The organism is Alkalicoccobacillus porphyridii (assembly GCF_007293315.1).
GTDB lineage: Bacteria > Bacillota > Bacilli > Bacillales > Bacillaceae_D > Alkalicoccobacillus > Alkalicoccobacillus porphyridii.
This window is the reverse complement of record NZ_VLXZ01000017.1, coordinates 39,427-63,414: the sequence shown is the minus strand read 5'-3', so window position 1 is coordinate 63,414 and position 23,988 is coordinate 39,427. Positions and strand designations below refer to the sequence as shown.

Here is a 23,988-nt window from a genome sequence, read left to right as displayed (position 1 = left end):
GAGTGGAAGTGTGGCGACACATGGAGCGGACAGATACTAATCGGTCGAGGACTTATCCAAAATCATGGTGAAAAGATGTGTGTGCACAACATGAACAGGACCGGAAAGCAGGTACGCTTGCCTTCCCGTCCTGTGGAGCGCGATTTAGTTTTGAGAGAATCTCTCATATGGACAACAAGCATCAAGTGATTCGAGGACACAAGGATTGGAGCAAGGGAGCGTATACCCATACGTGACCGCGTGACAAGACGAAGTGGACGAAGAAGCGCGCCGATGATTGGCCGTCCAGCATAGTCCGGTGGCAATAGCGAAGAGGTCACACCCGTTCCCATGCCGAACACGGCCGTTAAGCTCTTCTGCGTCAATGGTAGTTGGGGGCTTCCCCCTGCGAGAGTAGAACGTTGCCGGGCACTAAAGAAAACCATCCATTCCTTCGAATGGGTGGTTTTCTTGTGTGTGGATTATGAAGAGATGGGAAGGCATTTGATTGTACGGAGAAGGGAAAGCGACTCATCAAGAGCACTAAGCACAATACCAAGAAGAATCTACTTCAAACCAAGAGGAAAACAAATCTACCAAGAAGAAGCAGACTGTCTTACTCCAAACAGGAGCTCGTCACTTAGTTCATGATCATAAACCTGTTTTACCAAGAAGAGAAAGTCGGTCACCAAGAACAATAAGCACCATACCAAGAGCAAAACCACCCTACCAAGAAAGAAGCGATTAGTACCAAGAGCAAAATGTACATTACCAAGAGCGAGGGCTTCTTACCAAGAACTATACACCCATCACCAAGAGAGAGACCAGTTTTACCAAGAGCAAGAATACCTTACCAAGAAGAATCCACTCCGCACCAAGAGGAAAACAAATTTACCAAGAAGAAGTCCATAGCCTTACTCCAAAGAGGAGCTCAGTACTAAGTTCGTAAGCAGAACCTTCTTTACCAGGAAGGAAAAGCCCATCATCAAGAAGGCTACCTCCATTACCAAGAACAATGAGCACCATACCAAGAGCAAAACCACCCTACCAAGAAAGAAGCGATTAGTACCAAGAGCAAAATGTACATTACCAAGAGCAAGGACGTCTTATCAAGAACCATCCACCCATCACCAAGAGGGATACCTGTTTTTCCAAGAGCGGGAGAGCCGTACCAAGAAGAATCTACTTCAAACCAAGAGGAAAACAAATTTATCAAGAAGAAGTCCACCGCCTTACTCCAAAAAGGAGCTCACTATCAAGTTCATAAGCAGAACCTTCTTTACCAAGAAAGAAAAGCCCATCATCAAGAAGACTACCTCCATTACCAAGAACAATGAGCACAATACCAAGAGCAAAACCACCTCACCAAGAAAGAAGCGATTTGTACTAAGAGCAAAACCACCTCACCAAGAAAGAAGCGATTTGTACTAAGAGCAAAACCACCTCACCAAGAAAGAAGCGATTTGTACTAAGAGCAAAACCACCCCACCAAGAAAAAAGCAATTAGTACCAAGAGCAAAATGTACATTACCAAGAGCGAGGGCTTCTTACCAAGAACCCTACACCCATCACCAAGAGAGACACCAGCTTTACCAAGACAAGAGCCAGACCCCCTTACTCCGAAGAGGAGCTCACTATGTAGTTCATAAGCAGAACCTTTCTTTTTCAAGAAAGGAAAGCAAGTCATCAAGAACGATTTTCACCCATCACCAAGAGAGATATCTGTTTTACCAAGACCCGAACCTCCTTACTAAGGCCCCAATCCTCACCACCAAGAAAAATGCACAAATAACTAAGAGCCAGACTGTCGATTCTGCTACGATTAGCCTTTATTTCAATAAAAATCGTAGAAAAGTAGATTTTTTACGACAAATTTCGCAAATTCTATTGCGCTGAAGGCATAGGCATGATATTCTAATTTTTGTGTTAGAGAAAAGATTACATAAGTCCGGTGGCAATAGCGAAGAGGTCACACCCGTTCCCATGCCGAACACGGCCGTTAAGCTCTTCTGCGTCAATGGTAGTTGGGGGCTTCCCCCTGCGAGAGTAGAACGTTGCCGGGCATTAAGATCGCGCATTCCAATAAGGGATGCGCGATCTTTTTTTTGTCGATTTCCTTATGGTTACTTACTATTTTTGATAAATGTGCGCTCAAATGCTTTGCCATTTTGGGTTGTTCCAGCTACGTCAATTGTGATGGTTTGACTGTCTGCATCTTTTGTAAAAATTGAATGATTATAGAATTGCAGTGAGGATTGCTGTCCATCTTCTACTATGAGCTCATCATCAACATATATGGTGTAATTTGTGTCTGACTCGTTAATTATATTTTCATCGAGCTGCACTTGTGCTGCAAAGGGGGAAAGCTGAATGTTTCCTGAGACCCCACCTTCTATGCCTACAACCATTAAGTAGGCTAAGCTTTCTGATTCAGTAGAAGAAGAGGATACTAGTTGCCATTTACCACTAGTAGGATCAGATAGTTCAAGGGAATGAGTCCAGGCATCTTCAAAGATGGAATGTTCTTCTTCCTGATATTGATCAATTACATCGTACTCGTTTCCTTCTGGCGAGATTAACGATACATTAGAGAGTTCATGATTCGTTAAAATGTTGATAGATGCATTCTCTACGTTCTCTTCTATCAGAAACTCTTCAGTAATGTGATCATCTGTTTCTCCACCTCTGACAATAGCGCCGCTATCAGGTGGAACACTATGTTCGGACTTTTATTGTACAAAAAAACAGAACGCCATCGCGTCCTGTTCCTTAAATTATTACTAGTGCTCTTCATCTGGATCAAACGAACGCTTACTAAGTTCAGCATCTAGCATAACAAAGGCACTGCTATCCACGTCAATGCGTTTTACTTTAGCGATCATATCCCGAAACATGCTTTCTTCTTCTACTTGTTCTTCCACAAACCAATTCATAAGAGCCATCGTTGCATGTTCCTTATGCTCAGTTGCCAAGTCAGCAATTTTGTAGATCGCTTTAGTGACATCCTTCTCTTGAGCAAGAGAATGTTCAATTGCTTCAAGTGGGGATTGAAACAAATTCTTTGGCTGTTCCATCGTTTCAATGATGACACGCTCACCCACGTCATTTAAGAAGTCATAAATTTTCATGGCATGGAATCGTTCTTCAGCGGCTTGTACTAAGAAAAAGTTTCGAAAGCCTTTAAATCCTAAATTTGCAAAGTAGGCAGCAATGGCTGTGTATGAATGAGCTGCATAGAACTCAAAGTTCACTTGTTTATTTAAGGCATTGGTCAAATCATCTGGTAGCATGGGAGAAGCTCCTCTCTCTATTAACAAGGCTTATACCCTAAGTGTAGCCCAGCTAAAAGAACAGGTCAATATAGGATTGACCTGTTACATAATAATGAATATTAATAATTGATTGTAACTGACTTGAAAGAGAAGGTTTATTCTCAATCGTCTGCCCCTATTATCAATCAAGTATCATACTGTCGATTTAATTTTCTTTTCTTCAGATTTAGATACAATACGTAACAAGCAATAGAAGAAATAATGATAAATCCGATAATGCTCCCAAATAAAAACTTATGAGCAAGAATGGATTCATTCAGTCTTCGTAAATCCCACCACTGCATATAGTTTCCTGCTAACACAAAGGTGTGTACCCAGATAAAAGCTCCACTGTAGGCATATAGTGAAAATTTCCGGAATGGCATATTAGAGATTCCTGCTATATAACCGGTTAAATGCCTAACTCCCGGGATAAAATAGCCAATAATTAAAATGAAGGAACCATACTTTTGAAAAAGCGTCTGGGCTCGTTCAATTTTCTTCCGGGATAAAAAAATCTTTGAACCGTGTGCAAACAGAAAAGGAAGCCCAAGCCTCTTACCTAATATATAACTGATGGATATACCTATGATTGAGCCAAGCAAGGAGACGAGTAATGCAAGGATAAGGTGTAACTGTCCTGCTTGTGCAAAATAACCAACTGCAATTAATAATAATTCATCGGGAATGGGTAAACCGACAATGCCCCCAACGAGAGCAAAAAATATACCAAAGTACCCATACGATGCAATTAATTCTTTGACAAACTCCATTATCTACCATCCTATCACTAGATGTATACGTATAGTATATCTAGTTTTTAGGCGTAAGGCACTACCTTTTTTCGACATCCACCGTCTGAACATAATCGATGTCTTTTATTAAATAATAGATGTCCGTGATGTACATCGCTTTTGGAATAGAGAGTGTAATATCCATTTGCTGATTCCCATTAGATAGATCTTTAATTTGCACATCTCTTACAGTCAGTTGTTTTTTTCGCTTCTCCCTTAAGGTTTTCCCTTTTACTTGAAGGGCATCAATGATTGTACTCATTTGTCCCTCTGGGCTAATCACAATTCTTGTGTGGATGTCCTTTTGACTTAATGATGAAGGGCCCACTGCAGTAAATAAAGACGGAATGATATTAATAGCGATTAGAATGAGAATGACTGCGAAGGTTGCTTCAATAAAGAAACCTGCCCCGATAGCAATGCCGAGTCCTGAAGCAGCCCAGATCATAGCTGCGGTCGTTAACCCTGAAATAACATCATTACTTCGACGTAAAATAACACCTGCCCCTAAAAAACCAACCCCGCTAACAATTTGTGCTGCAAGGCGCATAGGGTCCATATTTGGAGTATGCTCAGTAGCGTATTTAGCAACAGCCTCGATGGAAACAATGGTGATGAGGCAGCTCGCAATACAAATAACCATACTGGTTTTTAATCCAAGAGGTTTGTGTTTAATTTGCCGGTCTACACCAATTAAAAAACCAGAAATAAGTGAAGCAATCAGCTTTATAATTAATATGTCCATATTGGATACCACCTATAGAGAAATTGTGTTCATGATATGATATGAATCACCCTGTTCATATCATACCCGCAAATAACTTTTTGTAGCTCTGTTAAAAAGAGCTTTATAAATTCTGAAAAAAGGTGACATACATGCAATGGAAAACAATAGCTGCAGTGGCGATTGCAGGTGCGATCGGAACGTGTGTAAGATATCTGTTACAACTGACGATTCAAACCGATCATTGGTTAAACGTAACGCTTATTGTAAATCTTTCAGGAAGTTTATTATTAGGTATTTTGTCTGGATGGTTATACATTCAATCGCAAAAGGAATGGATTCGTATTGGCTTAGGCGTTGGCTTTTGTGGTGGGTTTACAACAATGTCCACCTTTGCGGCAGAGTCTATCCAATTTTTTAATAAGGGAAGCGAAATGATTCCTTATGTTGCAGTCAGTATGTTTGCTGGTGTAGCTGCTTGTGGTTGCGGCATATGGATTGGTACATATTTAAGTGAAAGAAGGAAGACAAGAATATGACATTGATTTTAATTAGTGTTGCAGGGGGAATGGGTGCTGCTTGCAGGTATGTACTAAGTCTGTGGTTGGTTCACTATCAAGGGACATTAACAATTCCTATACCTATTCTTATAATTAATCTTTCCGGCTCTTTGCTATTAGGTTTGTGTCATTCAATGTATGACGCTTCTCCAACTGGAATGGAATATCTTTTGACAACCTGGTTTTTAGGTGCTTTCACAACGTTCTCGACGTTTAGCTTAGAATCAATTAAGTTGATAGAAGACAAAAAATGGAAGACGCTTTTTTGGTATGTCAGTATTACTGTTGTAGGTTCAATCGGTACATATGGATTAGGTTACTATGTACTATCTGTTATAGCGTAAAAAAGCAGCACCCGCTCAAATGGCTGGGCACTACTTTTTTTTCTAAAGTATAGGTTTACCGATCTTGGTTTATATATTCAATCAATGTTTGAAGAATTGGTACGTCTGTCACTAATAAAACAGGTAAAAGTAGGACTGTTAATAATAGGGCAGCAGGAGTTAGGAGCATTGTACGAAACGCTTGTTTAACTGATGACATGATGATTCTCTCCTTTTTAAATATGAATCTGTCACAAAATATTCATATTTTTTTGCTATGGATAGAATAATACTCTCTTAGATTGAAAGATGCAACATTTTTGTTTGAAAAATGTTCAAATTTAAAGCTTGTTCATTTTATTAAAGCGTGCTAATATAGAAGATGTGCTAAACAATTCGCATATGATTATTAAAATATGTACATACTTGTAGAAGAAACAAATTGAAATAACCTCATCCATTAACTATATAACGACGCGGGGTGGAGCAGTCTGGTAGCTCGTCGGGCTCATAACCCGAAGGTCGGAGGTTCAAATCCTCCCCCCGCAATACCAATTACCAGAAAAACCGAGGCGGATGCTTCGGTTTTTTGTGTGGAATGAGAAAAGCTTAGTTTGTGGTATGATAAAGCAAGATTAGCTAAACTAAAACATAAATAGAAGATGTGTAATAGAGTGAGGGAGGTTTCACTCATGAAGGACGAATTTGCATTCATAAATATGATTAAGCCAAGAGAATATAAGCAATCCACCCTGGTCATGGGCATTGGTGATGATGCCGCTGTTTATCGGCCATCAAAGGGTATGCGAGAGGTTATTTGTCTAGATACGATGATTGAGGGGATCCATTTTACAAAAGAAACCTTATCTCCTGAACAAATAGGGCAAAAAGCGTTGGCTATTAATATAAGTGATCTGGCGGCAATGGGCGCGATTCCGCGATATTATCTCGTATCCGTTGCCATCCCATCTAGCTGGTCAGACACTGAATTGAAGGCGATTTATCAAGGGATGAGCAGTCTTTCTGATCGTTATGAGATGGATTTAATTGGGGGAGACACGGTCTCTGCAAAGGAGTCTTTAGTCCTTACTGTCACGGCTATTGGACAGGTAGAAGAAGGGGTAGAATTCTTCCGGAGCCAGGCAAAACCTGGCGATACGATATTTGTCACCGGAACGATTGGCTCGTCAGCTGCTGGTCTAGCGTTGTTATTAAAGCATGGTCGTTCAGGAAAATACTCAGATAGTGAAAAACAGCTAGTGATACTTCATCAAGAGCCAGAGCCTCAGGTAATAGCAGGGCGATTATTTGCTTCAAAATGCACACGAATGGCATTAAATGATATAAGTGATGGATTGGCCAGTGAGTCTCATGAAATTGCTGAGGCTAGTGGTGTCTCGTTATATATAAATGAGGAATCTATTCCACTTCACAACGCGTTATTGGATACAGTCGATTCAGTGAGTAAACGTGTAGAGTATGCTTTAAATGGTGGAGAAGATTTTCAATTAATCGGTACCGTTAGCTCAACTGAGTTTGACGAGCTTATCAAAGATGCGCTCAAAAAAGGAATTGTTCTCACGCCAATTGGAGAAGTCCGAGAGAAAGCTGAGCAGCTTGTTTACATAGTCAGAGAAGGTAGTGAAGAGCCTCTAGCGAAAAATGGGTATAATCATTTTAAATGAAGGTGAAGCCATGTATAAGATACTAATGAACTCTCCAGAGCAAACGACTCAGTTTGCCGAGGGATTGGGAGAATTATTAAATGCCGGGGACATCATTACGCTTGAAGGGGATTTAGGCGCTGGGAAAACCCATTTTACAAAAGGGTTAGCAAAAGGGCTTGGCGTGCAAAAGGTCGTAAACAGCCCAACCTTTACAATCATTAAAGAGTATAGGGGGCGGATACCGCTCTACCATATGGATGTCTATCGACTTGAGGAAGAGTTTGAGGAAGAACTGGGACTTGATGAATATTTTTATGGAGAGGGAGCCTGTGTAATTGAATGGGCTTCAAAAATTGCACCCCAGCTTCCGGAGCAGCGGTTGGATATCACAATTCGTCATGCGGGGGAAGATAAAAGGTATTTACTATTTCAACCAATGGGCGAACGTTATGAAATGCTTTGTAAGGAGATATCTGAATGGGAATAACATTAGCAATAGATACAAGCTCGTATGCACTAGGTGTTGCGGTTATTAAAGATGGGCAGGTGGCTGGAGAGGTCATCACCCATATTAAGAAGAATCACTCCTTACGATTAATGCCCGCGGTCCATACATTGTTACATGAGCTTACAATCGAACCAAATCAGCTCACAAAACTTGTCGTAAATGTCGGGCCAGGCTCTTATACTGGTGTTAGAATCGGCGTAACTACGGCCAAAACTCTTGCTTGGACATTGGGTATACCATTAGCTGGTGTTTCAAGCCTTGAAGTTCTTGCTCAGCAAGGCCGTTTTTTTGATGGTTTGATCTCTCCTATCATTGATGCACGACGGGGACAAGTTTATACTTCATTGTATCGTACCGTTAATGATGAAGCGCATCAGGAACAAGAAGAACAATTAGTTCAATTATCAGATTGGTTGGATGAATTAGTACTTGGTAAACAAAGGGTGCTATTTACCGGAGCAGATGTAGAGCTTCATAGAGACTTGATTAAAGAAAAACTTGGAGGGCTTGCATGTTTCCCACCTTATACCATGCAGCTTGCTCGCCCTGCAGAATTGGCACAATTAGGTGAACAAAGAGAGCCTGTAGAGGATGTACACTCATTTGTCCCGAATTATTTGCAACTTGCTGAAGCAGAAGCAAAATGGCAAGAAGCTCAGGGAAAAAGAGGTTCGTTGAATGACTGATGATCCTATTCGACTGATGAATCTGACGGATATTGACCAAGTGATGAAGGTAGAGCGGGATGCATTTACATCACCTTGGACAGAGGAAGTATTTATTAATGAGTTATCGGTTAATCATTATGCGTACTATCTTGTGTACGAGCTACAAGGGAAAATTATTGGATACTGTGGATTTTGGTTTATAGCTGGTGATGCTCAGGTTACTAATATTGCTGTTCTCTCTTCTTATAGAGGTCAAAAGCGTGGGCAGGAGCTTTTAGAAGCAGCTATCGCGATGATTAAAGGCATGGGTGGTAAGCGAGTTTCTCTTGAAGTAAGAGAGTCTAATCTGACAGCCCAGCAGCTTTACCGTAAGATGGGTATGCAAAAAGGCGGTATACGAAAAAACTATTATCAGGACAACGCAGAGGATGCGTGGGTCATGTGGGTGGATTTCTAAAATGACAGATTCTAAAAAAATCTTAGCAATTGAAACAAGTTGTGATGAAACGGCTGCTGCGATTATTGAAAATGGAACAACCATATTAAGTAATGTTGTTGCCTCGCAGGTGGAAAGCCATAAAAGATTTGGTGGGGTAGTACCAGAAGTTGCCTCTCGTCATCATGTGGAGCAAGTAACGAAAATCATTGAGCAAGCACTAGAAGAAGCGCAGTTAAAGCCAGCCGATCTAGACGCAATAGCTGTAACAGAAGGACCAGGACTTGTTGGAGCCTTGTTAATTGGTGTTCATGCGGCTAAAGCAATGGCGTTTGCTCATGGGCTTCCGCTAATTGGTGTTCATCATATTGCGGGACATATTTATGCCAATCAGCTTGTACGCCCAATGAACTTTCCATTAATGGCATTGGTCGTATCAGGTGGGCATACTGAATTGATTTATATGGAGGAAGATGGCCGCTACGAAACCATAGGTATGACCAGAGATGATGCGGTAGGTGAAGCCTATGACAAGGTTGCTCGTACACTAGGTCTTCCGTATCCTGGAGGTCCTCATATTGACAGGCTTGCACATGAAGGAGAAGCCGTGCAAACATTTCCCCGCTCCTGGTTAGAGAAGGAATCCTTAGACTTTAGTTTTAGTGGCCTAAAATCGCATGTACTAAATGTTGTCCATAATCAAAAACAACGTGGCGAGGAGATCTGCGTCGAAAATATTGCGGCCAGCTTTCAGGAAAGTGTGATTGACGTGCTAGTAACTAAGACGAGACGAGCTGTGGATACGTATCAAGTAAAGCAATTAGTGGTTGCCGGTGGAGTTGCTGCTAACAAAGGGCTACGAGCGGCGTTAGAAAAAGAATTTGCCGAAGAGATCGAGCTAAGTATTCCCCCGTTAAATCTATGTACAGATAATGCAGCAATGATTGGCGCCGCAGCATATGACCTATTAAAGAAAAATCAGTTCGCTGACTGGAGTTTAAACGGTAGACCAGGACTAGAATTATAGGCCATAACAGAAGTGTTTTCTGCAAGGGAATAATCCAACTTCTTGTGTAAGAAAGTTATCTAGACTCTATGTGTTTAATTTATCATAAATTTGATATCTGCTACTCTCACCAAGCGGACGAAAATGGAGGGCCGACATCTTTCGGTTAAAAAGGAGGCTACCGAAAGATTCATTTAGACAATGAGCTCATGTGCACCGCTACAGGAGAAAACTACGCTTTCCACGGGAACGGCCTCAGCCCTTGAAGTGGAAGGGCGCCACTACAATGTCTTCAGACGCGTTCTGTTCCGTAGGAGTCTACGTTTTCTCCTTCCGCTCATGGACTCAATCAGACAAAGGACCAACTTTCCTATCTAGGGAAATGAGGTCTTTTTTTGTTTGAAAGATAAATACCAGCATCCCTGTGTAAGAAAGCTATGTGGACTCTCCGTGTCTAATCTCTAATATACTTATATGAAAATTGATGCCCGCCACTCACCAAACGGACGAAAATGGAGGGCCGACACCTGCGGGATATAAAGGTTCATTGAGATAAATCGACGTAGTCGAGTTAGCTCAATACCTTCCCGCGGTAAGTGTGCCCCCATTTTCGGGAGCGTTAGCGAAGCAGCTATACTCAGATACCCTCCAATTCCTCCACGAATTTATACAGCGAAGTGTATTAGAAGTGTATTTCTGTAGCGAAACTTATACTCGTATTTACTTTAAAAGCTGAACTCCATTGTTCAGCTTTTTTTATTTGTAATAATACATTTGTCTTATATATGTACTTTTAAGATTAACAGCATGTGCATAAAATTATCCACAAGCTGTGAATACTGTGAATAACATATATTGAAGATACTTAAGAAGGAAGTTTTCATGTTTTATGAAGGACGAAAAAGCTCTTAGGGAATTTCTTGCTAAGAAGCAAAGCTGTGGATAAAACTGTGGGTAATGTGGATATGTCAGAATTTATGAACAAAGGACACGCATATGAGGATTATGTTGTTAATGAGTTTATTACTAGTAATGTACCCTACTCCGTTGAAAGCAAACATGGCTCCAGAACCAAGATCCCAAGTCATCATACTTGTGCCTGGTATGAGCTTTGAAGAAACAGAATGGTATGGATACCACGGCGAAAGCACATTATGGAATCAGGCTTATATAGGTGCCATGAATACCAAATCAGCTGACCTGCACTCCGACGTAAGTAGTATGGTTACGCTAGCAACCGGTCGGAAATCAGTTAGCATGTCCAATTGGCAATCGTTTCAGGAAACAGAGCTGGTTAATGGGGTCAAGGCTATCGATCTTCATAAGCAGCTTACTGGACAACAATCGTCCGAAAGTATTGTACATCCTCGGGTTGCCGAGCTTCAAAGGAAGAACCAACAAACACTCTATCGCTCAGATGTTGGACAATTTGGAGAGCGGTTAGAGGCAGGGAACATCGATAGATATGTCATGGGTACAAGTGATACAGCGAGCCAACACCGTTTTGCAGGCATTCTCGCCATGAACTCACATGGAACGGTTAATGGAGATATTATTAATAGTTTGGTAGAAGACACCACTCGCCCTTATAGCAAAAGAGTGAATGCATCATGGATGTTAAAAAAGCTAAACCAAACTACAGATTCAAACCGATTTATGGTTATTGAATGGGGGGATTTGTACCGCTTATTTAGTCAAAAGGAACAAATGGCTGAGGAACACTATGCTAACCAACGAGTGATGATCCTAGAAGAGCTTGAAGCATTTATTATTCAGTTAAGAGAGCAAATAAATGATGATATATGGCTAATTTCTCCGTTTGTACATCAGGAAGCATATCAAGAGAAACAGCAGCTAGCTCCGGTGTATAACTGGACGACAGAAGGGAGCGGGGGACAGCTCTATTCAGAGACAACAAAGAGGAAGGATGTCCTAAGCAATATTGATATCGTACCTACCTTTATTAAACGGTTAGGTCTTCCTTCTGAGCAGCATGACCTTGGTTTTGCGCTAGAGAGGACAGAAGATACTTCATCAAACAGAAGCCTAGAGGCTGTCAAGAATGTGAATCAAATGGTAGGCATATTTCAATCGCGTTCATTTGTTCTATCTACCTATATTAGCTGTTTAGCATTGCTGTTAATTGTAACAGGCTGTTTTACGTGGTTTAGACCAAAAAGAGCGTTACATACTGCCTTCGTTCTTCGATCAATTCTTCTGTCGGCACTCAGCTCACCGCTGTGGTTGCTTGTATTGGCTGGATTAGAAACAAAAACGGGGGCTGTTTGGTTTCTATGCCTGCTGTTCCTAAGTTCAACTCTTTGGGGAATTCTGCTTAGCAAAGCGGGTGACGTAGGCATTTATATCACGGCTTTGCTTACTTTAGCTGTTATTACTCTAGATGTCATGACGGGTTCAACAGTGATGTCACATTCCTATTTAGGCTACGATCCTCTTATTGGTGCGAGGTATTATGGGATTGGTAACGAGTATGTGGGCGTTTTTATTATTTTTGGTCTGTTACTCTCAGCTTGGACGACTCGTGTTCCAATGTCACGCGTCTCCCACCTTTTATTTTTTATTTTATGGCTAGGTCAATTGGTTATTCTGTCTCATCCGCACTTAGCGGCAAATGCTGGGGGTTTTCTATCGGCAGTAATGACAATAGGGTACTGGCTGTTACTTGAATGTAAGTCACGAATGAGTCGTAGATCTGTGATTCTCACTTTTTGTATAACTGGAGCCATTGCAATTCTACTGCTATTTTTAATGCAACAGATAGGTCCAGGGTTTTCCCACATTGGCAAAGCGTATGAGCGGTTAATCCAGGGGGATATAACATTTATTTTTGATACGATCTTGAGGAAATTGGAGATGAATCTAAAGTTATTCAAACACTCGAATTGGACGCAGCTGTTAGTGACAAGCTACGTGCTTGCAGCGATGATCCTCTGGTGGAAAAAGCTCCCGTTTCGAGAAATAGGAAAAAAACGCTTTATAAAAGTGGGAACGGTAAGCTCCATTTTTCTTCTGCTTATTAACGATTCAGGAGTCGTTGCAGCAGCAATTTCGATGTTTTGCGTTGTGGCTACCTATTTTTATTGGATTCAGACTGAACGAGAAAAGCAGTAGGGCATGATGACTACCTACTGCTCTGAGTTTTATTCTTTTGTTTGCAACGTTTCCCATTCTTCCATTAATGCCTCAAGCTTTTGATTAGAGGTGACCAGTTCTTCTTGGATACCTGTGGCACGAAGGTGGTCAGCGTAGACCTCTGGTAGGCATAGTTCAGCTTCCAATTGATTAATAGCCTGCTCTACTTCTGCCATTTCATCTTCAATAGCATCAATTCGTCTTAGACGCTGACGTTCTTGTTTTTTAGCTTCTTTGTCCTGCGAATAGTGTTGTTTAGTTGGTTGGACGTTTTCGTCTTTTTTTAGCGTAGGTTTTGCTTCTTCTAGCAAGGCATATTGCTTTTGCTCTTCTTTTTTCTCGAGATAATAGTCATAATCACCTAAATACGAGGTTATGTTTCCGTCTGAAAGCTCAACAGTACGAGTGGTTAATCGATTTAGAAAATATCGATCATGGGAGACAAAGAGTAGAGTACCTGGATAGTCAATTAATGCGGCTTCCAGTACTTCCTTTGCATCTAAGTCCAGATGGTTGGTGGGCTCATCCAGCAATAATAAATTGGCCTTTTGCATCATGAGCTTTGCCAAAGCCAATCTTGCTTTTTCCCCACCGCTTAATGCGTTAACTGGTTTAAGAACGTCATCACCACTAAATAAGAAGTTCCCAAGCACAGTTCTTATTTCTTTTTCAGGTAACAGCGTATACTCGTCCCAAAGTTCATTTAATACGGTTTTATTTGACTGAAGGTCAGCCTGCACTTGGTCGTAATAACCTACAGTTACCTGGGAGCCAAAACGAATCGTGCCTTGATCTGGAGTGAGCTTATTCATAATGGCTTTTAATAATGTCGATTTACCAGCTCCGTTGGGTCCAATTAAGGCAACACTCTCTGACCGTTTAAGCTCTAAGGAAAGGTTTGATAGGACGGGCTCGCCGGAAAAAGAAAGACTAAGATCTTCTACCCTAAGTACTTCATTTCCACTTTGTCTTTTAATATCAAATGAAAAGGAAGCTGACTTCTCTAGTCCATCGGGTCGATCAAGGCGGTCCATTTTCTCGAGCTGCTTTCTTCTGCTTTGAGCGCGTTTGGTCGTGGAGGCTCTAACAATATTACGAGCAATAAAGTCTTCAAGCTTTGCAACTTCTTCTTGCTGCTTCTCATATTGCTTAAGCTCCTGCTCAAATCGAGCGGCTTTTTCGTCTAAGTATTGGCTGTAATTCCCGCTAAACTTCGTTGACTGCTGCCTCGAGAGCTCTACTACACCATTTACAATTTGATCAAGGAAATAGCGGTCATGAGATACTAGTAAAATAGCCCCAGGGTATCCTTTAAGAAATTGCTCCAGCCATGAGAGTGTATCTATATCCAAATGGTTAGTAGGCTCATCAAGAATGAGGAGATCAGGCTTAGATAGTAATAGCTTAGCTAAGGCAAGTCTTGTACGCTGACCACCGCTTAAAGTAGTAATTTTAGTATTGTAATCAAATGATGAAAAATGAAGGCCGGAGAGTATGCTACGAATATCCGCTTCATATTGATAGCCGCCTTTATCCTTAAACGTGATCTGCAATTCATCATATTCTTTCATTAACTTGTCATAGCGAGAGGCATCTGCGAGCACAGACTCATCCGACATAGCTTGTTCTAATTTACGTAAGCTAGATTCCATCTTCTGCAGGGGCTCAAAAACGGTCAGCATTTCATCCCACATCGACCGCTCAGATGCTAAGCCGCTATGCTGTTCAAGATAACCAATTTGAATATCCTTTGGAATCATAATTTGACCTGAGTCAGGCTTGTATTCGCCTGTAATTAATTTCAGTAACGTTGATTTACCAGCCCCGTTTCGTCCAACTAGAGCAATCCTGTCACCGGTTTGAACCTCTAGTTTAACGTTTTGTAGAATGGGGTCTGCAATAAATGCTTTTGATATATTCATACACTGTAAAACAATCATAGTAAGTCCTTCCCATATACAGTTCTTTTTTATTAGTGTAACGTATTAAACAACATTCTAACAACTTACGAATACTTCGAATGCTAACCCTTACAATCCAGAGAAAATAGTGTACAATATAGTTAGTTCTCCTTTTGCAAAGGGTGAACAAGTATCAGGAGGAAATCAATGAAGTCAGATCAAATGAAGATCCCGCAAGCAACTGCAAAACGACTTCCACTTTACTATCGGTTTCTAGAGAATCTTCATGCCTCTGGGAAGCAGAGGGTTTCTTCAACCGAGCTGAGTGAAGCGGTTAAAGTAGATTCCGCTACAATTAGACGTGACTTTTCATACTTTGGTGCTTTAGGAAAAAAAGGATATGGTTATAATGTATCGTATCTCCTTTCTTTTTTTAGAAAAACATTGGATCAAGATGAGGTCACAAAAGTTATGCTAGTTGGAGTAGGGAATCTTGGCACAGCGTTTCTGCATTACAATTTTTTGAAAAATAATAATACCCAGATTGAAATGGCTTTTGATGTAGATAAGAATAAGATTGGCACAGATATTGGCGGTGTTAAAATCTATGATCTTAACCGTTTTGAAGAGATACAATCAGATGATATAAAGGTAGCCATTTTAACCGTACCTGCACAGGTCGCTCAAAAAATTGCGGACAGGCTTGTTGATGCTGGAATTAAGGGGATACTAAATTTCACTCCCGCCAGGCTTACTGTTCCTGATTACGTGAGAGTCCATCATATTGATCTTGCTGTTGAACTTCAAGCGCTTGTGTATTTTCTTAAGCATTACCCACTCGATTAGAGTTACCATATTAAGGAGGATGACGTATGCCGACACTCTCACCAATGAGTCTTGTATTAATTGCTTTAGTTGCATTACTTATTTTTGGGCCGAAGAAACTCCCAGAGCTAGGAAAAGCTTTTGGATCCAGTTTGCGTGAATTCAAAAATGCAACAAAAGGATTGGCTGATGATGAAGATGAGAAAAAACGAGATAAAGATCAAGTTTAGTATAAGGACGGTTTTACTATGAAAGAACTGGACATGTCCATCTGGGCTCATCTTGAAGAATTAAGACGAAGACTTTTTATCGTCCTCGTCTTTTTTGTGGTGGCACTAATGATTGGATTCTTCGTATCAACACCACTTATTACATTGCTGCAACAAACGCCAGAAGCAAGAGACTTGCCGATGAATGCATTTAAAATGACGGATCCTTTGAGAATATATATGACATTTGCATTTGCCATTGGGTTAGTACTCATCTTTCCAGTTATACTTTACCAAATTTGGGCTTTTGTAAAACCGGGTCTACATGAGAAAGAACAAAAAGCCACACTTGCTTATATCCCTATTGCGTTTGTTTTATTTTTAATAGGGGTGGCATTTGCCTATTTTATATTATTTCCTTTAATACTTTCATTCATGGCAAGAATGGCAGAGCGACTTAGCATTACGGAGCAATATGGCATTAACGAATACTTTGCATTTTTATTTCAACTTATTATTCCATTCGGCTTTTTATTTCAACTACCTGTGGTCATTATGTTCCTGACTAGAATTGGAATTTTGACACCAGATTTTTTGAGGAAGATTCGAAAATATGCTTATTTTGTTTTACTTGTCATCGCGGGATTTATTACACCGCCAGATTTGTTCTCTCATTTGATGGTTACCGTGCCATTGCTATTACTTTATGAATTGAGCATCTGGTTATCAAAGCTTACCTATCGCAAGTACAAACCTTACCTCACGAATGAAAACCTAAAGAAAGAAAACTAGGAGGGTAAAACAATGCCAGCAGCAAATCAGCTTCTACATGATTACATGAATGCGAAGTCCTTTGAAATCACTAAAGAATGGTATGAGACCATTATTGAAGATGATATTGATTCTGTTTATGCAGCAAGTGATAAAGAGTCGATTGATAGACTGACGAAACAGAATAGAGATTACATCGTTATTATCAGTTATCTATTTATCTCTGAAAAAGAAGAAGTATATAATAAGGTGGAAAATTGGATTGACGAGATTGGCAGTGATATGGCTCATCTTCAAACACCACTTCATCAAATATTCAGGGAATTTATGCGTACAAGAGATATATACATATCCTACTTGGAAAAGTTTACTCAAGAGCATGAGGATGTGCTCACATACGAAGAATTAAGTGATTGGAAGTCAAAGGTTGTGAAAACACTTGATTTCACCGTTCAGCATTTTATTAAGAAGATCGAAACAAATACAACGCTTCAATTAGAGGCTCAAAAAGAAATGATTAACGAATTAAGCTCTCCTGTTATTCTCTTACAGAATAACAGTGCATTGCTGCCACTGGTGGGTGACATTGATACGGCACGTGCAAAATCAATTATGGAAAACACACTTGCACAATGTGCTTTAAAGGGAGTCGACCATTTGTACCTAGATCTTTCAGGTGTTGTCATCATTGACACAATGGTCGCTACGGAAATTTTTCAATTGATTTCTGCACTGTCGATCATTGGTGTTCAAACGACCTTATCCGGTATACGTCCTGAAATTGCACAAACAGCTGTTCAATTAGGGTTGTCTTTTGAAAATATTAGTATCAAATCTACATTAGCTCAGGCATTAGCTAATTAGACGAACGGTCTTCCGTTTGTCTTTTTTTTATTGAGTTTGTGAAATTATAAACAAACTATGTACTTATTAGAAACATGATCACAAAGCAGTTGATATCGCTTATACTATGAGTAGAAAGATATTGTGAATAAATTCACAATAATAAATCTAAGGAGGTCTTTATATGATGAATCGTTTTTTAAGAGAAAGTAAATGGGCAGCGGGGTTACTTGGATTTCTAAGACTTTATCTAGGTTGGACTTGGTTATCATCTGGATTTGGAAAAGTAACCGGTGAGTTCTCGGCAGGAGGGTTTTTACAGGCAGCTGTAGCCAACCCAGTTGTGAAAGGGGAAGAAATTGTTTATCCGATGTATGTTAGCTTTCTTGAAAATGTAGCTTTACCATATGAAGGCCTCTTTAGCTCTATGGTTGCCTGGGGAGAGATTCTAGTCGGGCTGGCACTTATTGTTGGATTGTTAACTTCAACTGCTACCTTCTTTGGACTTCTAATGAACTTTTCATTTCTGTTAGCGGGTACCGTTTCAATAAATCCTATTATGATTATCATTGGTATGATTATCTTGGCTGCTGGAATGAATGCAGGTAGATTCGGATTAGACCGACTCGTTGGTCCTTATATGAAAAACAAATGGAATCAAAAAAACAAACTCATATTAACTCCAATCCTACTGAACATATAGCTTGATTGAGACAAAGTGAGCTAAAACAAGTATTTGGAGACAGAAGTAATATAGCTAAAAGAAAATCTGAACAATGTGGAGTCTCTCCAAATCATTGTTCAGTTTTTTATGGTACAAAAAATAATTTAAGGGTATCTGAGTACAGGTACTTCGCCGCCGCTCCGAAGATGGGGGCACTTACCCACTGAAAAAATATCCTTATAAGACTTTGAACTTTCATCAATTGTATAAGTCAGAATATGAGCGAAAGGAGAACCCGAAGACTCCTGCGGAACAGAACGCGTCTGAAGACATCGAAGTGGTGGTTTTCCGCTTCGAGGGCTGAGGCCGTTCCCGCGGAAAGCGTAGGGTTCTCCTGTAGCGGCGCCATTCAGCATATTCTTACATGTACATGACTTTTTCAGTGGCCTCCTATTTTCGTCCGCTTGATAAGTAGTAGGTATCAAAAGTTATGAGAGTTGACACACACAGATTCTACATAACTCTCCTACATACGGCGTCTGGTAGTTCAGCACATGTTTTATTATTCACTGTTTATAACTTAATTTTTAGGGTATGTTGTATTTATCCCCCTTTGCGCAAAAGCTATTACCATGAATGTGAAAGCAATCACCTAATACCCCTCCCGTTTACTTTTTCAATATTTATATTTTCAATTTAAGGAGTGTGATGGATGTAATGTCCAACTGGATTCAATATTTACAAATTAATCAGTCTGCCATCATAAACATGACCGTTGAACATGTTGTATTGGTTGGACTAGCTCTAATTATTGCGATCGCAATAGGTGTGTCGCTCGGCATTTATTTAACAACCAATGATGAACTAGCCGAGACCGTCCTGCAGGCGGCATCTGTATTATTAACCATACCTAGTATCGCCTTGTTTGGTATTATGATTCCTTTTTTCTCCATTATTAACCAGGGGATTGGTTTTGTTCCAGCGTTAACAGCCCTTGTTTTATATTCACAGCTACCAATCATTCGTAATACATATACAGCCATAAAAAATGTGGATCCAAATATAAGGGATGCTGCAAATGGGATAGGCATGAAGAGCAGACAACGAATTTTGCGTGTCGAGATTCCAATGGCTATGCCTGTTATTATGGCAGGAATTCGAACGGCCGTTGTATTAAACATCGGTATTGGGGTTATTGCTGCCTTTATTGGTGCAGGCGGTCTGGGTGGTTTAATTGTGCAAGGAATTACGCGGGGGGATCAATATTCAATTATTGCAGGAGCTGTTGCCGTTTCACTCCTTGCAATTGTGGCAGATGCATTATTATTTTTCATTCAGAAACGACTGACTCCGAAGGGAATTACACAATAATAAACGAGGTGGATACATGATTACATTTAAAAACGTTGTAAAGAAATACACTAGTGATGTAACAGCAGTTAAAGAAGTTAGCTTTGAAGTAAATGAAGGCGAAATCGTTATTCTTCTTGGTCCATCAGGCTGTGGGAAAACAACTCTACTTCGTATGGTTAATCGTTTAGAAACGTTAACGGGGGGAGATATCCTCATTAATGATAAAAGTATAAACCAGCTTGATCAAATTGAACTACGTAGACAAATTGGTTACGTTATTCAGAGTAATGGGTTATTTCCTAATATGACAATAGAAGAGAATGTTGTGATTGTACCTGATCTACTAGGGTGGAATCAGAAGAAAAAGAGAACGCGCTTTAACGAACTAATGAAACTAATAGGCTTAGACCCTGATGAATATAGAAAACGGTATCCTAACGAGCTATCTGGTGGACAACAACAGAGGGTAGGAGTCGCAAGAGCATTAGCGGCAGATCCTCCTGTTATGTTAATGGATGAACCGTTTGGCGCATTAGACCCATTAATTAGAGAGAGAATTCAGGATGAATTTCTGCAAATTCAAAGGGAAGTAAAGAAAACCATTTTGTTTGTAAGCCACGATATTGACGAAGCGATAAAAATGGCAGATAAGATTGTACTGATGAAGGATGGAGAGATTATGCAGTTTGGCACTCCGTCTGAAATATTAATTAATCCAGCAAATGAATACGTATCATCGTTTATTGGAAAAGACCGAGCGATTAAGCATCTAAGCTTACATACCATCGCAGAGCTTGAAGCAGAAATTGGCTTAGTTGGATTAGATCAATCTGTTGAAGACTCAAAAAGCGTACATATAAACGCAGATCTAAGAAATACACTTGCCATGTTGTTAAACCAGGAGGCTGACCAGGTTGTTGTCTTAGACGACAACGATCAGGAAAAAGGTGCGATCACCATTGATCTTGTGCAAAAGTATCTGCACTTGGAGATGAAGGAGCGTCCAAAATCAGCTAAGGGCGCAGGGGCAGGTGATTAAATGAATAGAAATCAACTGATTAATCGAGTGGTTAAATCTATACTTTACGGGTTAGTAGCTGTATTTTTTATCTGGACAGCAGCCATGGGGTATTACAACCTCATCTTTACAGATACTGATACATTTTTTGTTTTGTTTGGTCAGCATCTTTTACTGGTTGGCGTTTCATCCTTACTGGCGGTTGCCGTGGCTTTACCTCTAGCTGTCTTTGTCACGAGGCCAAAATATCGAAAGTTTGAATGGATGACATCAAATGCTGCCAACCTTGCTCAAACGGTTCCAAGTTTAGCTGTTTTAGCATTAATGATTGGTATACTCGGGATCGGGTTTGCACCGGCTGTATTTGCACTTTTTATTTATTCGGTACTCCCGATTTTTAGAAACGCAGTGGCAGGATTTAATTCCATTGACGCCAATATGAAGGATGCAGGTAAAGGGATGGGTATGACCCCTGCACAAATCTTCTGGAGAATTGAAGTACCAAATTCCAGCTATGCCATTATTGCCGGTCTTCGTACAGCGATTGTTTTAAACGTGGGAACGGCTGCCCTTGCTTATTATATAGGGGGCGGGGGACTTGGTGTTTGGATTTTTACTGGAATCAATTTATTTGATAATGCTTTTCTTTTATCCGGTGCTGTACCAGTAACATTAATGGCTATTGGTATTGATGCATTATTAGCATGGATTGGAAGGGTTGTTACACCAAAAGGGGTCAGACCGCCTGCATTGCAAGCTGTTGACTAAAAGGAGGGCAATACATTTGAAAAAGATCATGCTAACGCTCCAGCTAGCAGCCGCCCTCACAATAGTAGGAGGCTGTAATGTGTTTGGAGCAGGAGACAGGCAATTAACAATCGGGGCAAAGTCTTTTACGGAACAGCATCTGCTGTCTGAGATGACCTTCCACTTACTTGAGAATGAGGGTTATAATGTTCGTCAGATGTCTAATTTAGGTAGTAACGTTGTAAGAACGGCCTTAGAAAATGGTCAAGTAGATTTATACTGGGAATACACAGGTACAGCTTTAGTCAGTTATATGAATGAGGAACCGATTGCTGACCCGCCTGAAGCCTATGCAGAAGTAAAACGACTTGATAAAGAAAACGGAATAGATTGGATTAATTTGTCTGATGTGAATAATACATATACGCTTTTAATGAGAGAGGAAGAAGCTGAAGATTTAGGCATTGTTTCTTTAAGTGATTTAGCGTCATATGTAAACGAACATCCGAATACAATTACTTTTGGGACGGATGGAGAATTTGCAAATCGTCCAGATGGCTTGCCAAATGTAGAAGAAACCTATGATTTTCAATTTGGGGCTGCTCAGCTTAGACAAATGGATGCGGGCTTAATTTATGAGGCTCTATATAATGAAAGTTTAAATGTTGGATTAGGATATGAAACAGACCCAAGAATCGATCGTTATAATTTAATTCCACTTGAAGATGATCTTTCGGTGTTCCCGCCATATAATGTGGCCATTACCATTAATGAAGATGTGCTAGCTGCGAACCCGGAAATTGAAGAAATCACAAAGGATATAGCAGAGAAACTAAATAGTGAGATCATGCGAGAATTAAACTATCAAGTTGATGTAGAGGGGCAAAGTGTATCTATTGTTGCTTATAATTGGCTTGTGGAAAATGATTTAATTGATCAATAATTCAATTCACCACATCCCACTTCCCGTCCGCTAGAGAAGTGGGATGATTTTAACAAGTACATTCATCTTTAAAAAAGCAGAGTTATATTCTGCTTTTTTATGTGAAATGTTTTGAAAAAATGTGTGAGGGTATATAAAATCATGATAATTCTTTTTTGGAGGAAAACCTATGAATAGATTCCATGTGTGGATCCCCTTATTTTTCATGGTTTGTTTAATTGGCTCAATTAGTAGTGAACCTACAAATATACCAGATGACCATATCGCCATCCCTATACAAGGAGAAGCAAATAATGAAAAAAGCCCTGTCACATTAGATCAGGACATACAAAGCCAATGGTTCATTAGTAAGCAGAAATTTGAGCCGGCCACAGTCATATCTCCTGGCTTTCATTTTCATTCTGACTATTTAAAAGAGCTAGAGGTCGTTGTGGAGGTTGTGGAGAAGGAAGAAGAGCCAGTAGTAAGGAAAGAAGAGAAAATACCTAACGAGCTTTAAAAAAGCCCTACCAATTGGCAGGGCTTTTTACATACAGCTTATTTTTGGTCTTTGTCCTGCATCTGTTTGATCATTTTTCGCATTCGTAAGAACCGGATGCCGACATAAAAATCAAAAGCTGCAAAGGCAATGATAAAAAAGCTAAAAAATGTCCAGCCATTTGCTCCAACCTGCATGGTCGCAAGATAGACAAGGACTATGCCTAAAAAAAGATAAAACACGGCCATGGCGACCGGAGAAGCCATTCTCATGTTAGCCTCCTATTATTTTCAGGACTAAAATTAAAGCTTCCTGAATGTTATACTGTTCCATTAAGTCCTGGAAAAAGTCATAGAATATGACCTGGACGAGGACAACAAAGGAATTTAATGCAATGTGCGCAATGATCGGCACAATAATACGTTTACTAATGACATAGAGGAACGCAAATGCATAACCCATACATAGATACACAAGTAAGTGTGTGAAATCCCAATGAGCAGCGGCAAAAATCAATGAACTAATCGTACTAGCAAAGAAAAAGTTCATTTTCTTATATAATGAGCCAAATAGTACTTTTCTAAAAACAATTTCTTCAATGATTGGTCCAAGAATCGCAATGACTACAATCATAAATGGAAAGGCACGGCTAAGTTCAACAAGGTTTTCTGTATTCTCAGAGCCAGGTTCAATTCCAAATACAAAGACTTCGATTAATGCTGCAATGTATTGAGCTGCAAACACAAGAAAGACCCCTGCTAAAGACCAAACCACTGTCATGCCAGCAGTAGAGCGATTTCTGTCAAGGTTGCCTTTACGCATATCAGGAATAAGTAAACCAAATATAATTAATGTCCCGATAATATAACTCACAACCGTAGAATAGCCCACGAGCAGATTCTGATCAGTAACTCCTAACCCAATAAAAAGAAACATAAGTGGAACTGCCCCAAATAGCATAGCTACAAAGGTAACGAGGATAAACCAATACCGTATGTTCAAAACAATTGCTCCTTTTCCTTTGTCTAATCACTTGTTCATTTTATCATAGTCTGTACAGAATTACAGAAGGGATGCCTTATCTACATGACGAATAAAAGGAGTGAA

General features: G+C 40.1%; 26 protein-coding genes, 1 tRNA gene and 2 rRNA genes. 21 read left to right on the top strand and 8 right to left on the bottom strand.

Annotation, left to right across the window (positions count from 1 at the left end; translation table 11 throughout):
- Positions 1 to 294: 294 nt before the first annotated feature.
- A 5S ribosomal RNA gene (gene rrf, locus FN960_RS19075) occupies positions 295 to 410 on the top strand.
- Between the two features lie 1,516 nt (positions 411 to 1,926).
- Positions 1,927 to 2,042, top strand: a 5S ribosomal RNA gene (gene rrf / locus FN960_RS19070).
- Between the two features lie 60 nt (positions 2,043 to 2,102).
- Here the strand turns inward: rrf (FN960_RS19070) and FN960_RS19065 are convergent.
- From FN960_RS19065 to FN960_RS19050, 4 genes are all read right to left on the bottom strand, one after another.
- Positions 2,103 to 2,387, bottom strand: coding sequence for a hypothetical protein (locus FN960_RS19065; RefSeq protein WP_143850465.1), 285 nt, complete (start codon positions 2,385 to 2,387; stop codon positions 2,103 to 2,105).
- Between the two features lie 372 nt (positions 2,388 to 2,759).
- Positions 2,760 to 3,269, bottom strand: coding sequence for a ferritin (locus FN960_RS19060; RefSeq protein ID WP_143850464.1), 510 nt, complete (start codon positions 3,267 to 3,269; stop codon positions 2,760 to 2,762).
- Positions 3,270 to 3,436: 167 nt separating this feature from the next.
- Positions 3,437 to 4,063: a DedA family protein gene (locus FN960_RS19055; RefSeq protein ID WP_260682071.1), complete on the bottom strand. Its 627-nt coding sequence runs from the start codon at positions 4,061 to 4,063 to the stop codon at positions 3,437 to 3,439.
- A 61-nt stretch (positions 4,064 to 4,124) separates the two neighbouring features.
- The gene (locus FN960_RS19050; RefSeq protein ID WP_143850462.1) at positions 4,125 to 4,829 is read right to left on the bottom strand and encodes an MgtC/SapB family protein; all 705 of its coding nucleotides are present in this window, start codon (positions 4,827 to 4,829) and stop codon (positions 4,125 to 4,127) included.
- A 131-nt stretch (positions 4,830 to 4,960) separates the two neighbouring features.
- Between FN960_RS19050 and FN960_RS19045 the strand changes: the two genes are divergently transcribed.
- Positions 4,961 to 5,347: a fluoride efflux transporter FluC gene (locus tag FN960_RS19045; RefSeq protein ID WP_143850461.1), complete on the top strand. Its 387-nt coding sequence runs from the start codon at positions 4,961 to 4,963 to the stop codon at positions 5,345 to 5,347.
- On the top strand, positions 5,344 to 5,712 hold the full coding sequence (locus tag FN960_RS19040; RefSeq protein WP_143850460.1) for a fluoride efflux transporter FluC: 369 nt from the start codon (positions 5,344 to 5,346) through the stop codon (positions 5,710 to 5,712). Before FN960_RS19045 ends, FN960_RS19040 begins: the two co-directional genes overlap by 4 nt.
- 55 nt (positions 5,713 to 5,767) lie before the next feature.
- Here the strand turns inward: FN960_RS19040 and FN960_RS22940 are convergent, their stop codons facing one another.
- A complete protein-coding gene (locus FN960_RS22940) occupies positions 5,768 to 5,911 on the bottom strand; it encodes a hypothetical protein (protein WP_185971110.1) in 144 nt (47 codons plus the stop codon).
- Positions 5,912 to 6,166: 255 nt separating this feature from the next.
- Here FN960_RS22940 and FN960_RS19035 point away from each other — a divergent pair.
- The 7 genes from FN960_RS19035 to FN960_RS19005 all read left to right on the top strand — a co-directional run bounded on the left by FN960_RS19035 (position 6,167) and on the right by FN960_RS19005 (position 13,108).
- A tRNA-Met gene (locus tag FN960_RS19035) sits at positions 6,167 to 6,240 on the top strand.
- Positions 6,241 to 6,383: 143 nt separating this feature from the next.
- Positions 6,384 to 7,376, top strand: a complete 993-nt coding sequence (gene thiL / locus FN960_RS19030) for a thiamine-phosphate kinase (protein ID WP_143850459.1) — start codon at positions 6,384 to 6,386, stop codon at positions 7,374 to 7,376.
- A gap of 10 nt (positions 7,377 to 7,386) precedes the next feature.
- Positions 7,387 to 7,845, top strand: coding sequence for a tRNA (adenosine(37)-N6)-threonylcarbamoyltransferase complex ATPase subunit type 1 TsaE (gene tsaE / locus FN960_RS19025; RefSeq protein WP_438799905.1), 459 nt, complete (start codon positions 7,387 to 7,389; stop codon positions 7,843 to 7,845).
- Positions 7,836 to 8,552, top strand: a complete 717-nt coding sequence (gene tsaB, locus FN960_RS19020; protein WP_143850457.1) for a tRNA (adenosine(37)-N6)-threonylcarbamoyltransferase complex dimerization subunit type 1 TsaB — start codon at positions 7,836 to 7,838, stop codon at positions 8,550 to 8,552. Before tsaE ends, tsaB begins: the two co-directional genes overlap by 10 nt.
- Positions 8,545 to 8,991 (top strand): ribosomal protein S18-alanine N-acetyltransferase, encoded by a 447-nt coding sequence (rimI, locus tag FN960_RS19015; RefSeq protein ID WP_143850456.1) that lies wholly within the window; start codon positions 8,545 to 8,547, stop codon positions 8,989 to 8,991. The genes tsaB and rimI overlap by 8 nt, the downstream gene beginning before the upstream one ends.
- Position 8,992: 1 nt before the next feature.
- On the top strand, positions 8,993 to 9,997 hold the full coding sequence (gene tsaD / locus FN960_RS19010; protein WP_143850455.1) for a tRNA (adenosine(37)-N6)-threonylcarbamoyltransferase complex transferase subunit TsaD: 1,005 nt from the start codon (positions 8,993 to 8,995) through the stop codon (positions 9,995 to 9,997).
- Positions 9,998 to 10,990: 993 nt separating this feature from the next.
- Entirely contained in the window at positions 10,991 to 13,108 is a 2,118-nt protein-coding gene (locus FN960_RS19005) for a hypothetical protein (protein ID WP_143850454.1), read from the top strand.
- 29 nt (positions 13,109 to 13,137) lie between these two features.
- Here the strand turns inward: FN960_RS19005 and FN960_RS19000 are convergent, their stop codons facing one another.
- Positions 13,138 to 15,069 (bottom strand): ABC-F family ATP-binding cassette domain-containing protein, encoded by a 1,932-nt coding sequence (locus FN960_RS19000; protein ID WP_143850453.1) that lies wholly within the window; start codon positions 15,067 to 15,069, stop codon positions 13,138 to 13,140.
- A gap of 168 nt (positions 15,070 to 15,237) precedes the next feature.
- On the opposite strand from FN960_RS19000, the gene FN960_RS18995 reads away from it, so the two are divergent.
- From FN960_RS18995 to FN960_RS18950, 10 genes are all read left to right on the top strand, one after another.
- Entirely contained in the window at positions 15,238 to 15,876 is a 639-nt protein-coding gene (locus FN960_RS18995) for a redox-sensing transcriptional repressor Rex (RefSeq protein WP_143850452.1), read from the top strand.
- A 26-nt stretch (positions 15,877 to 15,902) separates the two neighbouring features.
- Positions 15,903 to 16,085: a twin-arginine translocase TatA/TatE family subunit gene (locus FN960_RS18990; protein WP_143850451.1), complete on the top strand. Its 183-nt coding sequence runs from the start codon at positions 15,903 to 15,905 to the stop codon at positions 16,083 to 16,085.
- 18 nt (positions 16,086 to 16,103) lie between these two features.
- Positions 16,104 to 16,856: a twin-arginine translocase subunit TatC gene (gene tatC, locus FN960_RS18985; protein ID WP_143850450.1), complete on the top strand. Its 753-nt coding sequence runs from the start codon at positions 16,104 to 16,106 to the stop codon at positions 16,854 to 16,856.
- Positions 16,857 to 16,868: 12 nt separating this feature from the next.
- Positions 16,869 to 17,699 carry an STAS domain-containing protein gene (locus FN960_RS18980; RefSeq protein ID WP_143850449.1) on the top strand — a complete coding sequence of 277 codons (831 nt, stop codon included), beginning with the start codon at positions 16,869 to 16,871 and terminating at the stop codon, positions 17,697 to 17,699.
- Positions 17,700 to 17,862: 163 nt separating this feature from the next.
- On the top strand, positions 17,863 to 18,381 hold the full coding sequence (locus FN960_RS18975) for a DoxX family protein (protein ID WP_143850448.1): 519 nt from the start codon (positions 17,863 to 17,865) through the stop codon (positions 18,379 to 18,381).
- Between the two features lie 678 nt (positions 18,382 to 19,059).
- Positions 19,060 to 19,713, top strand: coding sequence for an ABC transporter permease (locus FN960_RS18970; RefSeq protein ID WP_143850447.1), 654 nt, complete (start codon positions 19,060 to 19,062; stop codon positions 19,711 to 19,713).
- Between the two features lie 16 nt (positions 19,714 to 19,729).
- The gene (locus FN960_RS18965) at positions 19,730 to 20,734 is read left to right on the top strand and encodes an ABC transporter ATP-binding protein (protein ID WP_143850446.1); all 1,005 of its coding nucleotides are present in this window, start codon (positions 19,730 to 19,732) and stop codon (positions 20,732 to 20,734) included.
- Positions 20,735 to 21,481 (top strand): ABC transporter permease, encoded by a 747-nt coding sequence (locus FN960_RS18960; protein ID WP_143850445.1) that lies wholly within the window; start codon positions 20,735 to 20,737, stop codon positions 21,479 to 21,481. It abuts the gene before it with no gap.
- Positions 21,482 to 21,497: 16 nt separating this feature from the next.
- Entirely contained in the window at positions 21,498 to 22,403 is a 906-nt protein-coding gene (locus tag FN960_RS18955) for a glycine betaine ABC transporter substrate-binding protein (protein WP_260682070.1), read from the top strand.
- A 169-nt stretch (positions 22,404 to 22,572) separates the two neighbouring features.
- The gene (locus tag FN960_RS18950; protein WP_143850444.1) at positions 22,573 to 22,902 is read left to right on the top strand and encodes a hypothetical protein; all 330 of its coding nucleotides are present in this window, start codon (positions 22,573 to 22,575) and stop codon (positions 22,900 to 22,902) included.
- Between the two features lie 38 nt (positions 22,903 to 22,940).
- On the opposite strand, the gene FN960_RS18945 is transcribed toward FN960_RS18950, so the two are convergent.
- Positions 22,941 to 23,153: a DUF4305 domain-containing protein gene (locus tag FN960_RS18945; protein ID WP_143850443.1), complete on the bottom strand. Its 213-nt coding sequence runs from the start codon at positions 23,151 to 23,153 to the stop codon at positions 22,941 to 22,943.
- Between the two features lies 1 nt (position 23,154).
- The gene (locus FN960_RS18940) at positions 23,155 to 23,883 is read right to left on the bottom strand and encodes a CPBP family intramembrane glutamic endopeptidase (protein WP_260682069.1); all 729 of its coding nucleotides are present in this window, start codon (positions 23,881 to 23,883) and stop codon (positions 23,155 to 23,157) included.
- Positions 23,884 to 23,988 lie beyond the last annotated feature (105 nt).